The organism is Rugamonas sp. FW305-51, assembly GCF_058786935.1.
Genome location: NZ_JBYSZG010000034.1, coordinates 1 through 13030 on the forward strand (window position 1 = coordinate 1; position 13030 = coordinate 13030).

13 protein-coding genes and 1 pseudogene are annotated in these 13030 nt (G+C 63.7%); 4 read left to right on the forward strand and 10 right to left on the reverse strand.

What is annotated here, in order from left to right:
- From AC3WOS_RS20460 to AC3WOS_RS20500, 9 genes and pseudogenes are all read right to left on the reverse strand, one after another.
- A pseudogene (locus AC3WOS_RS20460) lies at nucleotides 1-250 on the reverse strand (hypothetical protein); the annotation flags it as partial.
- Complete coding sequence (locus tag AC3WOS_RS20465; protein WP_492718049.1) at nucleotides 247-645, reverse strand: hypothetical protein; 399 nt, start codon at nucleotides 643-645, stop codon at nucleotides 247-249. The gene AC3WOS_RS20465 and the pseudogene AC3WOS_RS20460, both read right to left, overlap by 4 nt.
- A gap of 186 nt (nucleotides 646-831) precedes the next feature.
- Nucleotides 832-2994, reverse strand: coding sequence for a sodium-translocating pyrophosphatase (locus AC3WOS_RS20470; protein WP_492718051.1), 2163 nt, complete (start codon nucleotides 2992-2994; stop codon nucleotides 832-834).
- Nucleotides 2995-3198: 204 nt separating this feature from the next.
- Complete coding sequence (adk, locus tag AC3WOS_RS20475) at nucleotides 3199-3855, reverse strand: adenylate kinase (RefSeq protein WP_492718053.1); 657 nt, start codon at nucleotides 3853-3855, stop codon at nucleotides 3199-3201.
- 274 nt (nucleotides 3856-4129) lie between these two features.
- On the reverse strand, nucleotides 4130-4879 hold the full coding sequence (gene kdsB / locus AC3WOS_RS20480; protein ID WP_492718055.1) for a 3-deoxy-manno-octulosonate cytidylyltransferase: 750 nt from the start codon (nucleotides 4877-4879) through the stop codon (nucleotides 4130-4132).
- Entirely contained in the window at nucleotides 4880-5056 is a 177-nt protein-coding gene (locus tag AC3WOS_RS20485; protein WP_182156851.1) for a Trm112 family protein, read from the reverse strand.
- On the reverse strand, nucleotides 5037-6095 hold the full coding sequence (lpxK, locus tag AC3WOS_RS20490; protein ID WP_492718057.1) for a tetraacyldisaccharide 4'-kinase: 1059 nt from the start codon (nucleotides 6093-6095) through the stop codon (nucleotides 5037-5039). The genes AC3WOS_RS20485 and lpxK overlap by 20 nt, the downstream gene beginning before the upstream one ends.
- 170 nt (nucleotides 6096-6265) lie before the next feature.
- Nucleotides 6266-6706: an ExbD/TolR family protein gene (locus tag AC3WOS_RS20495; RefSeq protein ID WP_182161396.1), complete on the reverse strand. Its 441-nt coding sequence runs from the start codon at nucleotides 6704-6706 to the stop codon at nucleotides 6266-6268.
- 12 nt (nucleotides 6707-6718) lie between these two features.
- On the reverse strand, nucleotides 6719-7324 hold the full coding sequence (locus AC3WOS_RS20500) for a MotA/TolQ/ExbB proton channel family protein (protein ID WP_492718059.1): 606 nt from the start codon (nucleotides 7322-7324) through the stop codon (nucleotides 6719-6721).
- A gap of 1620 nt (nucleotides 7325-8944) precedes the next feature.
- Between AC3WOS_RS20500 and xseA the strand changes: the two genes are divergently transcribed.
- From xseA to AC3WOS_RS20515, 3 genes are all read left to right on the forward strand, one after another.
- Nucleotides 8945-10306 carry an exodeoxyribonuclease VII large subunit gene (gene xseA, locus AC3WOS_RS20505; protein WP_492718061.1) on the forward strand — a complete coding sequence of 454 codons (1362 nt, stop codon included), beginning with the start codon at nucleotides 8945-8947 and terminating at the stop codon, nucleotides 10304-10306.
- A 105-nt stretch (nucleotides 10307-10411) separates the two neighbouring features.
- A complete protein-coding gene (locus AC3WOS_RS20510) occupies nucleotides 10412-10669 on the forward strand; it encodes a type II toxin-antitoxin system HigB family toxin (RefSeq protein ID WP_492718063.1) in 258 nt (85 codons plus the stop codon).
- The gene (locus AC3WOS_RS20515; protein ID WP_492718065.1) at nucleotides 10669-11079 is read left to right on the forward strand and encodes a helix-turn-helix domain-containing protein; all 411 of its coding nucleotides are present in this window, start codon (nucleotides 10669-10671) and stop codon (nucleotides 11077-11079) included. The genes AC3WOS_RS20510 and AC3WOS_RS20515 overlap by 1 nt, the downstream gene beginning before the upstream one ends.
- A 25-nt stretch (nucleotides 11080-11104) precedes the next feature.
- On the opposite strand, the gene AC3WOS_RS20520 is transcribed toward AC3WOS_RS20515, so the two are convergent.
- On the reverse strand, nucleotides 11105-12097 hold the full coding sequence (locus AC3WOS_RS20520) for a glucokinase (RefSeq protein ID WP_492718067.1): 993 nt from the start codon (nucleotides 12095-12097) through the stop codon (nucleotides 11105-11107).
- Between the two features lie 274 nt (nucleotides 12098-12371).
- Here AC3WOS_RS20520 and sodB point away from each other — a divergent pair, with 274 nt between their 5' ends.
- Nucleotides 12372-12950, forward strand: coding sequence for a superoxide dismutase [Fe] (gene sodB / locus AC3WOS_RS20525; RefSeq protein ID WP_492718069.1), 579 nt, complete (start codon nucleotides 12372-12374; stop codon nucleotides 12948-12950).
- Nucleotides 12951-13030: the final 80 nt, after the last annotated feature.

Below are 13030 nucleotides of genomic sequence, written 5' to 3' on the forward strand. Positions count from 1 at the left end.
CCCCCAGCGCCGCCCCCACCACCGTGCCCAGCGCTGCGCTGCGCATGGTGCTGTCGGCGGCGGCCTGCTCGGCCGTGCCGCCCACCTGGGACTGGGCATAGCCGCGACAGGAAAAGTCATCGGCGCGGAACTGGTCAAAGCTCTTGCCCGTCCCCGGCAGCACCAATGCACTGGGGCCGGTGGGCATGGACACGCAGCCGGCCAGCAGCGCGGGCAGCAGCATGGCGGGCAGGACGAGGTGACGTTTCATTGGACAACCTCCGGTTTCGGTTTGACTTCTTCCGGCGACACCGCGCGCCAGGGGCTGCGGCATTCCTTGACGTAGGGGTAATAGCCGGGCGGATTATTGCAGTAGTACCAGAACTGGGCCGGCGGTCCGGGCGGCGCGCCCTGCTCGATGTAGATCGGTGGCGGCGCCGGCAGCGGCAGCACGGGTTCGTAATAGTAGCGGCGGTAATAGAAGGGATCGTAGAACGGGTCGCCGTACCAGGGGCCGGGCCAGAACAGGGGCGCGCCGATCACCACGCCTACGTGGGTCCGGCTATGGGGATGGCCGCCGCCGCGGGGCGGCCGGGCCTCGGCTGTGGCGCACACCAGTGCTGCCGTCAGGAGCGCCAGCGTCAGCGCCGGTTTCAGTGTCTTCATCGCGTCACCTCGCAAAGTGTTACGCCGTGCAGCCATTATCGGCTGATCAACGCGGCCTTGCCAGCGGCAGAAACAAATCGTCACACCTGAAAACCAACAGAAATTGACGGCAGCGGGGTTGGCGCACCTTTCGGCACGACAACCCCGTTGCAAGCGACTGCGCAACCCTCGCCCGGCGCCGGAAACTTATTGCGCCTTGCCGCCCTCCTGCTTGGGCATCGCTTCAACCGGCGCCGACTGGATCACCGGCATGGCCGGCGCCGTGGCGGCCGGCATGGCCACATGGGCCGCCACCGGCACGCTGACGGCCAGCCAGCCCGTGGCCGGCAACAACGGCACCAGCAGCAGGGCCACGATGTTGATGATCTTGATCAAAGGATTGACGGCAGGGCCGGCCGTGTCCTTGTATGGGTCGCCCACGGTGTCGCCGGTCACGGCCGCCTTGTGGGCGTCCGAGCCCTTGCCGCCGAAATTGCCGTCCTCGATGTATTTCTTGGCGTTGTCCCAGGCGCCACCGCCCGTCGTCATGGAAATGGCCACGAACAGGCCCGTGATGATGGTCCCCATCAGCATGCCGCCCAGCGCGGCCGGCCCCAGCAGCATGCCCACCACGATGGGCACCACCACCGGCAGCAGCGACGGCAACACCATTTCCTTGATGGCCGAGGCGGTCAGCATGTCGACCGCCTTGTCGTATTCCGGCTTGCCGCTGCCGTCCATGATGCCCTTGATGTCGCGGAACTGGCGCCGCACTTCCACCACCACGGCGCCGGCCGCGCGGCCCACCGCTTCCATCGCCATGGCGCCGAACAGGTAGGGCACCAGGCCGCCGATGAACAGGCCCACGATCACCATCGGGTTGGACAGGTCGAAGCTGATCGACTTGCCCGACGATTCGAGCGCGTGGGTGTAGTCGGCAAACAGCACCAGCGCGGCCAGGCCGGCCGAACCGATGGCGTAACCCTTGGTGACGGCCTTGGTGGTGTTGCCCACCGCGTCCAGCGGATCGGTGATGGCGCGCACCGATTCGGGCATGCCCGACATTTCCGCGATGCCGCCCGCGTTATCGGTGATGGGGCCATAGGCGTCGAGCGCGACGACGATGCCGGCCATCGACAGCATGGAGGTGGCGGCGATGGCGATGCCGTACAGCTGCCCCAGCTGGTAGGACACGAGGATGGCGGCGCACACGGCCAGCACGGGGAAGGCGGTGGACTTCATCGACACGCCCAGGCCGGCGATGATGTTGGTGCCGTGGCCGGTGGTCGACGCTTCGGCGATGTGGCGCACGGGATGGAAGTCGGTGCCCGTGTAGTATTCGGTGATGTAGACCATCAGCCCGGTGAGCACGATGCCCACCAGCGCGCAGCCCATCATCTTCATGCGCATGGCGTCGTCGCCCCACAGCTGCCAGGTGACGACGGCAAAGCCAATCAGCGACAGGCCGGCGGCCCACCACAGGCCCGTGTACAGGGCCGACATGATCTTCTTGCCCGGCTTGGCCTTGACCATGCTGCAGCCGATGATCGAGGCGATGATGGACACGGCGCCCAGCAGCAGCGGATAGACGATGGCCGTGGTGGGGGCGGCCGTGATGGCCAGCGCACCGAGCAGCATGGTGGCGATCAGGGTCACCACATAGGTTTCGAACAGGTCGGCCGCCATGCCGGCGCAGTCGCCCACGTTGTCGCCCACGTTGTCGGCGATCACGGCCGGGTTGCGCGGGTCGTCCTCGGGGATACCGGCCTCGACCTTGCCCACCAGGTCGGCGCCCACGTCCGCGCCCTTGGTGAAGATGCCGCCGCCCAGACGGGCGAAGATGGAGATCAGCGAGGCGCCGAAGGCCAGGCCGATCAGCGGCTGGATCACATCATGCTCGCTGACGGCCGTGCCGCGCGCACCCGACACCAGCATCATGTAGAACAGGGTCACGCCCAGCAGGCCCAGGCCCACCACCAGCATGCCGGTGATGGCGCCGCCCTTGAAGGCGACGTCGAGCGCTTCGTTCATGCCCTTGGTGGCCGCCTGCGCCGTGCGCACGTTGGCGCGCACCGAGACGTTCATGCCGATGAAGCCGCAGGCGCCCGACAGTACGGCGCCGAGCAGGAAGCCGAGCGCCGTGTGGGTACCCAGCAGGGCGAAGATGAGCACCAACAGCACCGCGCCGACGATGGCGATGGTGCGGTACTGGCGCGCCAGGTAGGCGGCGGCGCCTTGCTGGATGGCCAGCGCGATTTCCTGCATCCGGGCGTTGCCGGCATCCTGGCTTAAAATCCAGCTTCGGGACCACAAACCGTAAATCACGGCGATTACGCCGCACGCAACTGCAAACCAAAGACTAGCTGCCATAGTGTCCCCTTGTTCTTGTTAATCAAGCGTACATGTCACACTCAGATAACTGCCGGCCGTGTCGGGTAGACGCGCGCAATCAACTAACCTGCGTACTGCAACTTCAAAAACGGGATGGCATCCATCGCTGGACGCGGCACGCGCGGACGCGCCTGCGGGCGCGACGCCCGCAAAAAAGCGGACCGTAGTCCGCTCCGTTACTGCTTATTCCGACAGGGCCGCAAATGCCGCGTCGCGGATCTGCTCCACCGGTCCGACGCCGCTGATGCGGCGATATTTCGGCGCACCTGGCTGGCCGGTCTGGGCCCAGTTGTTGTAGTAGCCCAGCAGGACTTCGGTCTGGTTGTGGTACACATCCAGGCGCTTCTTGACGGTCTCTTCCTTGTCGTCGTCGCGCTGCACCAGGTCTTCACCGGTGACGTCGTCCTTGCCTTCCACCTTGGGCGGATTGAATTTCACGTGGTACACGCGGCCCGAGGCCGGGTGGCTGCGGCGGCCGGACATGCGCTCGACGATCATGTCGTCAGGCACATCGATTTCCAGCACATAGTCCACGCCCACGCCCGCTTCCTTCATGGCGTCGGCCTGCGCGATGGTGCGCGGGAAGCCGTCGAACAGGTAGCCGTTCTCGCAGTCGCAGTCCTTCAGGCGGTCCTTGACGAGGCCGATGATCAGGTCGTCCGACACCAGGCCACCGGCGTCCATCACCTTCTTGGCGGCCATGCCCAGTTCCGTACCGGCCTTGATGGCGGCACGCAGCATGTCGCCGGTGGAAATTTGCGGGATGTTGTACTTCTCTTTGATGAAATTGGCCTGGGTGCCTTTGCCGGCACCGGGTGCTCCTAACAGAATGAGACGCATGAAAAGTTCCTAAGACAGATTTTTGGAGATGTGAAGTGTTATTTTGTAAACGGCTGGGATGCTGCAAGTCCGACCAACTTTGTACGAAACTTACCACAAAACTCCGCCGCTACGCCACTTTGCCCGTGTTTTGATCGCGTTAATTGATGTCTCCCCGGCCGAAACGCGATATTCCGTATGAATATCGCACTATTGGTTTCGTTTATAACAGGGATTGATTACGGCCACCTTACGCAAGGTGCCCGTTTTCACAGCAACGGAAGCGCCGACGCCGCTAACGGTAATGCTGGCGCACCCGCTCCAGGTCCTCGGGCGTGTCCACCCCGGCCGCCGGCGCCGCGTCCGTCACGTGCACGGCGATCGGATAGCCGTGCCACAACACGCGCAACTGTTCCAGCGCCTCGATATGCTCGAGCGGCGACTGTTCCAGCGCGGGATAGGCTTGCAGGAAGTCGTTGCGGTAGGCGTACAGGCCGATATGGCGCAGCGGCACGTAGCCGGCCGGCAGCGCCGTGCGGTCCTGCGCGAAGCCGTCGCGGTGCCACGGAATGGTGGCGCGCGAAAAATAGAGCGCGCGGCCGGCCTTGTCCAGCACCACCTTGACCACGTTGGGGTTGAAGGCGTCGGCCGCGTCGTGCAGCGGATGGGCGCAGGTGGACATGGGCACGTCGGCCGAAATGCGGGCCGCGGCCGCCTGCAGCAGCGCCGGGTCGATCAGCGGTTCGTCGCCCTGCAGGTTGACCACCACGGCCTGCGGCGGCAGCTGCATCAAACGCGCCACTTCGGCGATGCGGTCGGTGCCGGACGGATGGTCGGCGCGCGTCATGCATGCTTCCACGCCGTGCGCGGCGCAGGCAGCGCGGATGTCCTCATGGTCGGTGGCGACGATGATGCGGTCCGCCCCCGCGTCGCGCGCGCGCTCGGCCACGCGCACCACCATGGGCTTGCCGCCCAGGTCGGCCAGCGGCTTGTTGGGCAGCCTGGTCGACGCCAGCCGCGCGGGAATGATGACGGTGAACGCCACTTATTCCGCCGTATCCTGCAGCGTGCGGGCCTGGTCGGCCCACATGATGGGGATGCCGTCGCGGATAGGGAATGCCAGGCGGTCGCCCTTGCATATCATTTCCTGGGCCTTCTTATCGTACACCAGCGGCCCTTTGCATACAGGGCAAACCAGGATATCAAGCAGTCTTGCGTCCACGGCATTTCTCCACAATGAGTCCGGCCAGCGCGGCATCGATGCGCGCCGTGACCGGGACCACCCACAGGCGCGGGTCGTCTTTGAGTTCGTCAATTTGCGCACATTTTACTGCATCCTTCTCCGTCATCAAGATCATGTCCGCCGCCAGGCCCTCGAAGGGGCGGTCGCGGAAATCGTGATGGTCGGGTAAAGGCAGCTCGGTACACTCCAGGCCGGCAGCGCGCAGCATGCCGAAAAAACGGGACGGGTTGCCGATGCCGGCCGCCGCCGCCAGCCGCACGCCGGACTGGCGCAGCGCCGCCAGCGGCAGCTTGCGGCTGCGGTTGCACAGCTGTTCGGCCACGTCGCCGGCCAGCCGCATCTGGATCGGTGCCGGGTCGCCCACGGCATGCGCCAGCGCCGGCGTCAGCTCGGGCGCGTTGACGACGGTGAAGTCGCGCCGGCGCGACGGCGGCTCGCGCAGCGGCCCGGCCGGCAGCAGCCAGCCATTGCCGGCGCCGCGGCCGTCGAACAGGATGATTTCCACGTCGCGCTGCAAGGCGTAGTGCTGCAGGCCGTCATCGGTGAGCACGATGTCGGTGTCCGGGTGGGCTGCCAGCAGTGCGCGGCCGGCGGCGGCGCGGTCGCGCCCCACCACCACGGGGCAGCCGGTGCGCTGGGCGATCAGGAGCGGCTCGTCGCCCACCTGCTGCGGGGTCGAGGCGGCCGTCACGGCGCGCGGCGTGGCGCCGTCGCTGCCATGGCCGCGCGAGATCACGCCGGGCCGCATGCCCGCTTCCTGCAACGCCTGCACCAGCCAGATGGTGAGCGGGGTCTTGCCCGTGCCGCCGATGAAGATGTTCCCCACCACCACCACCGGCACCGGCAGCCGGTGCGAGGCCAGCCAGCCGGCCCGGAACAGCAGCCGGCGCAGCGCGCCCAGGGCGCGAAACAGCTGCGACAGCGGCCACAGGGCGCAGGCCAGCGGGCCGCGCCGCAGCCAGGCGCGCGTGAGGGCCGTCTCCAGCGCCGGCGGACGGGCGGGTGCGGCGGCGGTCATGCGCGGGCGGTCATGCGGGAGGATATACGGTCGGTCATGCGGGTACTCATGCAGATGCTCTCGTGGATACGCTCATGGATACGCCTGCGGAGGCTCGTGCCAGCACTCATGCGGGTACTCATGCGGATGGTCATGTGCGGACGGTCGGATGCAGGCGCGCGTGCGCGCCCTTACTTGGCGCCGCCGGTCTGGGCCGCGAACGTCAGCTTGTCGTAGCCGGCGATGCGGGCCGCCTCCATCACGTTGACCACCATCTGGTGCATGGCGAACTGGTCGGCGTTGATGATGACCACCGGCGTCTTGCCGGCCTGCGCGCCCTGCCCTTCGGCCGCGGCCGACTTCATGGCGGCGGCAAAGCCGGCCACGTCGTGGAAGGACACGGGCTGCTTGTTGATCGTGTAGTTGCCCTTGGCGTCGACCGTGATGTTGAGCTCGAACGGCCGCTCCAGCTGCTTCTCCGCGTCCGCCGTGGGCAGCGTGATCTGCAGTTCCGTGAACTTGCTGTAGGTGGTGGTCACCATCAGGAAGATCAGGATCACCAGCAGCACGTCGATGAACGGGATCAGGTTGATTTCGGGGTCGTCGCGGCCGCGCCCTTTGCGAAAATTCATGCCGGGCTCCGCTTACTTGCGCTTGCTGTGCACGACATCGACGAACTTGACGGCCTGCTGCTCCATCTCGATGACGAAGCTGTCGACCAGGGCCCGGAAGTGGCGGTAGAACACCAGCGTGGGCATGGCGATGGCCAGGCCGAAGCCGGTGTTATACAAGGCCACGGAAATGCCGTGCGCCAGCTGGGCCGGATTGGCGCCGCTGCTCGTCTGCGACCCGAAAATCTCGATCATGCCGACCACGGTGCCAAACAGGCCCATCAGCGGCGCCAGGCTGGCGATGGTGCCCAGCGTGGTCAGGAAGCGTTCCAGCGTGTGGGCCACGCCGCTGCCGGCCTCCTCGATCGACTCCTTCATCACGTCGCGCGGCGCCTCGATGTTGCGCAGCGCGGCCGACAGCACCACGCCCAGCGGCGAATTCTTTTCCAGCTTGTCGATGATGTCGGACGTGATGTTGCCGCCGCGGTAGACCCGCACCACCTCGTCGAGCAGCTGGCGCGGCAGGATGCGGGCCCGGCGCAGGTACAGCAAGCGCTCGATGATCAGGGCCGTCGCCACGATGGAAGCAACCAACAACAGCCAGATAGGCCAACCTGCAGCTTGTAGAAGGGCGAGCAAAACGGACTCCTGTAATAAAAACCTGTGAACTTGCCATGCGCGCCGCGCACGGCCGGGCGGGTGCCTCCGTGGCCACCCGAAGGCGCAATGTATCTTGTTGGGCCGCACTCGGCAAGTGGCGCGTGGCGGGCGCACCGTCCCGCGCCTGCCCTGGCTGGGGGTTTTGCACATAATCTGTGGATAAGATTGTTGGCAAGCCAATTGGCAATTGGAAACAGCGTTGATTTATAAGGATTTTTTCTTCCTGTACAAAAACACGGCAGCAAGACCGGAACACGGCCGGCGGCCCGCCGCGTGCGTCACCAGGCCACGCAACGGCGGCCGCTCCCCATGCGGACTGGTTCGCGCCAGCCGCTGCCGCCGGTGGACAGCCAGGAAAGTTCTGCACAAATTCTGTGGACAAAAGTGTGTGCAATGGCCAGCCTCACCATGCAAGTACTTGATTTAAAAGACCTTAGTTATCAAGCCCAAAAATGTTGCAGATTTTGACTACTGCACGCCGATATATCCAGCAAAAGTTGTGCCTACTTCTGCACATATTCTGTTGATAAGATTGTGTGCAAGGCCGGCCATGCCATGCAAAGTCATTGATTTGAAAGAACAAAATTTCCCTGCGCAAAAAACAAGCATCCTGCCGGCAATGGCCGATTATCCGTTTATTCACATGGTATTTAGGAAAGTTTTGGCACTGAAAGTGGCCGCGCCGGCAGTTCTGCACATAAAGTGTGGATAACATTGTTAGCAAGGGATACGCCAACATTCCAAGTGACTGATATTTAACGATATTTTTACCATGCGCAAAAAAAACGCAGGATGCGGCCGGTGCATAAGCGGTCGCGCCTTCCCTCGCGCGGCATCGATAGCCTGTGCAGTTCTGCACATTTAATGTGGATAAGATTGTGAGCAAGGATGGTGATTGCAGGAAATGTCCTTGATTTGTAAGGAAATTCTTACCATGCATAAAAAACTGGCATAGCTAGCAATTTGATTGTTTCGGCCACCGGATCGGGGCTTATTCACCGTCGCCGTCCAGGACGAGGGCGATATTGGCACGCTATCGGCGCCAGCCCGCACTTCTGCACATTTTGTGTGGATAAGATTGTGCGCAAGGCCGTGGACGCTATGCAAAGTCGTTGATTTATATAGCATTTATTTCCGTGCGCAAAAATAAGGCAGGCATTCCGGGCGGTGCAAAACCAGGCACGGCCCGGGCTGCCAGTTATTCAGGCAGCGGGCGGCAACGGCCGGCGCGGGCAAGTTCTGCACATCTTCTGTGGATAAAAGTGTGCGCAAAGACCAGGATTCCATACTAAGTCATTGATTTGTCACAATATACTTTCCATGCGCAAATTTTAGGCATTATAAAATCACTAATTCGAAAATAACTATCGCTCACACAAAGTTCCGCACATCTTCTGTGGATAACTTTGTGCGTAACCGCCGGTGGCAAACGCAAAGTACTTGATCTGTAAGGGTTTTTCCTGCCTGCCTGCAAATGGGGCAGCATTCTTTCCCGTTTAAAATCATATACTTGGATAAAACACTTGCCGTTTACTGTGATATATGACATAAGCATGACCTCCGCGCAGCAATGTGGACAGCTTCCTTTTTCGCCCGCTCATGAACTACCAAGACAGCAACGACACCGCCCCGCCCCCGCCGCCCGTGATGACGGTGACCGCCCTCAACCAGGCCGTCGCGCGCCTGCTGGAACGCTCGTTCCCGCTCACCTGGATCGCCGGCGAAGTATCGAATTTCACGCGCGCCAGTTCCGGCCACTGGTACTTCACGCTCAAGGACGATGCGGCCCAAGTGCGGGCCGTGATGTTCCGCGGCCGGGCCCAATATGCCGGCTTCATCCCGCGCGAAGGCGACAAGGTCGAAGTGCGCGCGCTCGTCACGCTGTACGGCGCCCGGGGTGACTACCAGATCAATGTGGAGGCGATACGGCGTGCCGGCGTGGGCTCGCTGTTCGAAGCCTTCCAGCGCCTCAAGGAAAAGCTGGCCTCGGCCGGCCTGTTCGAGCAGGACCGAAAGCGCGCCGTGCCCATGTTCGCGCGCACCATCGGCATCGTCACCAGCCCGCAGGCGGCGGCCTTGCGCGACGTGCTCACCGCGCTGCGGCGGCGCGCGCCCCATGTACGGGTGGTGATCTACCCCACGCCGGTGCAGGGCCAGGGCGCCGGCGACCGGATCGCGGACGCCATAGCCACCGCTTCGCGCCGGGCCGAATGCGACGTGCTGATCGTGTGCCGGGGCGGCGGCAGCATCGAAGACCTGTGGTCGTTCAACGAGGAAGCGGTGGCCTACGCGGTGGCCAATTGCGCCATGCCGGTGATATCGGGCGTGGGCCACGAAACCGACTTCACCATCTGCGATTTCGCCGCCGACGTACGCGCGGCCACGCCGACGGCGGCGGCCGAACTGGCGGCCACGCCGCGCGCGGACTGGCTCGCCTCGCTGCGGGCCGACGCCATCGACCTGCGGCGCGCCATGCGCCGCGTGCAGGGCGACGCAGCCCAGACGCTGGACAGCCACGCGCGCCGTCTGCTCAGCCCCGCCGCCCAGATCCGCCAGCAGCGCCTGAAACTGCTGGCACTGTCGACGGCCATGATGCATGCCACCCGCGCCCCGCTGACGCAAGCGCGCTTCGGCCTGGACCGCCTGGGCGGCCGGCTGGCGGCCCGCAAGCCGGACGTATCGGCCGCCCGGGCGCAGCTGGCCGGTCTGCGGCACCGGGCCGCGACGGGCATGATCACCCAGCTGGGCCAGCGGCGCGACGCGCTGGGCGCGCTGGCGGCGCAGCTGGAACTGCTCAATCCCCAGCGTACGCTCGAACGCGGCTACGCCATCGTCACGGACGCCAAGGGCAGCGTACTGCGCTCGCCGTCCCAGCTCCAGCCGCGCGCCACGGTCACGGTGCGGCTGGCCGAAGGCAGCGCCGAAGTGGGCATCGCATCGGTGCAGCCAGCGCTGGAATAACAACGGGGGGCACTGCCCCGGTGTCTGCTTAGTTTGAGCAAGAACAAGCCGAGACAATCTCAAAATGAGATAAAATGTCTTATGCGAGTAATCTCCAATAAAGCCTTGACCGATTTCGCCGCACTCCATCGTTCCGCCGGCGACGCACTTCAAGCCTGGAGGAAGATCGTCGAATCTCGGCCGTACGCAAATTTTGCCGAGATCAAGGCCACTTTCAACGCTGTCGACAAAGTGGGGCAGTACTACGTATTTGACATCGGTGGCAACAAGTACCGGATTGTGTCCGCGATTCATTTCGCTCAGCAAAGACTATTTGTCCGGCATGTTTTTTCGCACAAGGAATATGACAAATGGAAGCCGTAATGGACCGCAAGACCATCGACGAAATCACTACCCGCTTTCAGGCATTGGCGGCCCTGGTTCCGCTGCGCACCATCCGCACACCATCGGAGTATGACGAGGCGATTACGATGCTGAATCAATTGCTCGATGCGGGCGCCGCCGACGAGCGCTCTGCACTGGCCGACCTGGCAAATACGCTAGGCTCATTGATCGGAGACTTTGAAGACGCAAAATATCCGCCGCAAGAGCTAGTACCTGCAGCCACCTTGCGCTTCCTGATGGAGCAGCACCAACTCACGCAGTCTGACCTGCCGGAAGTCGGTAGCCAGGGCGTGGTGTCGGAGATCCTGCGTGGCAAACGGGAACTCAACGTCCGACAAATCAAAGGACTAGCCCAGCGCTTTCAGGTGCCTGCAGCCGTTTTTATCTGACCTCGACCACCAATAACCCCAGTTTCTACACTGCCGACAGCATGGCCGACATGCCGATCAGGGCCGGATATTTTTCCGTCAGGATGAAGGTGGGGATGTGGGCCAGGTAATCGGAGAAGCGGCCCTTGTCTTCGAAACGGGCGCGGAAACCGGAGCGTTCAAAGAAATCGCGCATCTGCGGCACGATGCGCCCGCCTATATAAATGCCGCCTTTCGCGCCCAGCGTCAGCGCCACGTTGCCGGCCACCGTGCCCAGCATGTCGCAGAACGCTTCCAGCGTTTCCACGCACACGGGACAGCTGCCGCGCAGGCCGCGCGCCATGATCTCGGCTGTGCCGATGTCGTCGGCCGCCACCCGCGCCCGGTCCGCCAGCGCCCGGTAGGCCAGCGCGATGCCGATGCCCGATACCAGCCGCTCGCTCGACACGTGGGGATGATGGCGCCGCGCATAACGCAAAATGTCGATTTCGCGCTCGTTCATGGGAGCAAAAGTGCTGTGCCCGCCTTCGCTGTCGATGGCGATCCAGCGCTCGCCGGCCGGCACCAGGCCCGATACGCCCAGCCCCGCATCGGGCCCCACCAGGCCGATGACGCCGCCGGCCCGCGCCGCGCCGCCGCCGATCTGGCGCTTGTGTTCCGGCGCCAGGTAGGGCAAGGCGCTGGCCAGGGCCGTGAAGTCGTTCACCACCACCAGCGACTTGAGGCCGAACTGGGAACTGACCGCCTCCACCGAAAACGACCAGTGGTGGTTGGTCATGGTGACCCAGTCGCCGTCGATCGGGTTGGCGATGGCGATGCCGGCATAACGTGCCTGGTAGCCGCCCGCCGCCACCGTGGCCGGCTGGGCCAGGAAGCTGACGATGGCCGCGCCCAGCGTCGGATAGTCGGCGCACTGGGTCTCCCACACGGCCTCGATCCGCTGGGGCGCCGTTTCCAGCGCGAAACTGGCGCTGGTGCCGCCGATGTCGGCCAGCAGGCGCGGACCGTTGCTAAAATGCGAAAAAACGTCCCCTTGCATATTTATTTCCTCTCGTCTCCCGCCGCGCCCGCCGTCCGGCCGCATCGGCAGTGGCGATTATATGCGCCGGCCGTATGAAAAATGCAGCCTATGTTGGGCGGCCGCGCCTGTGGCGGCGGGACGGGCCGGGGGCGACATACCCATACTGTTTGTAATGTTTTTTGTTGAAGCGCAGCAATCGCACGCAGTCCTGCAGCGATGGCGCATCCGCTTTACAATGGTGGCCGTTTCAGCAAAAATCACCTTCCGTCTCAATCCACCAAGGAATAAAAACATGGAACATACCCTGCCACCACTGCCATATGCTATGGACGCCCTGGCGCCCCACATTTCCAAGGAAACGCTGGAATACCACTATGGTAAGCACCATCAAGCGTATGTCACCAACCTGAACAACCTGATCAAGGGCACCGAGTTCGAGAACCTGTCGCTCGAAGAGATCATCAAGAAATCGTCCGGCGGCGTGTTCAACAACGCGGCCCAGGTGTGGAACCACACCTTCTACTGGAACGGCCTGACCCCGTCCGGCAAAGGCGCACCAAGCGGCGCGCTGGCCGACGCCATCAACGCCAAGTGGGGTTCGTTCGACAAGTTCAAGGAAGAGTTCACCAAGTCCTGCGTAGGCAACTTCGGTTCGAGCTGGACCTGGCTGGTGAAGAAGGCCGACGGTTCGGTCGACATCGTCAACACCTCCAACGCCGCCACCCCGCTGACCACGGCCGACAAGGCCCTGCTGACCTGCGACCTGTGGGAACACGCCTACTACATCGACTACCGCAACCTGCGCGCCAAGTACGTGGAAACGTTCTTCGCGCTGGCCAACTGGGATTTCGCCAGCGCCAACTTCGCTTAATTGCGACGTTCAGTTGCAACACTAAGTTGCGACGATCAGGCCAGCCGCCCGCGCGGCTGGCCGCAAGCGAGGGCCCCGTT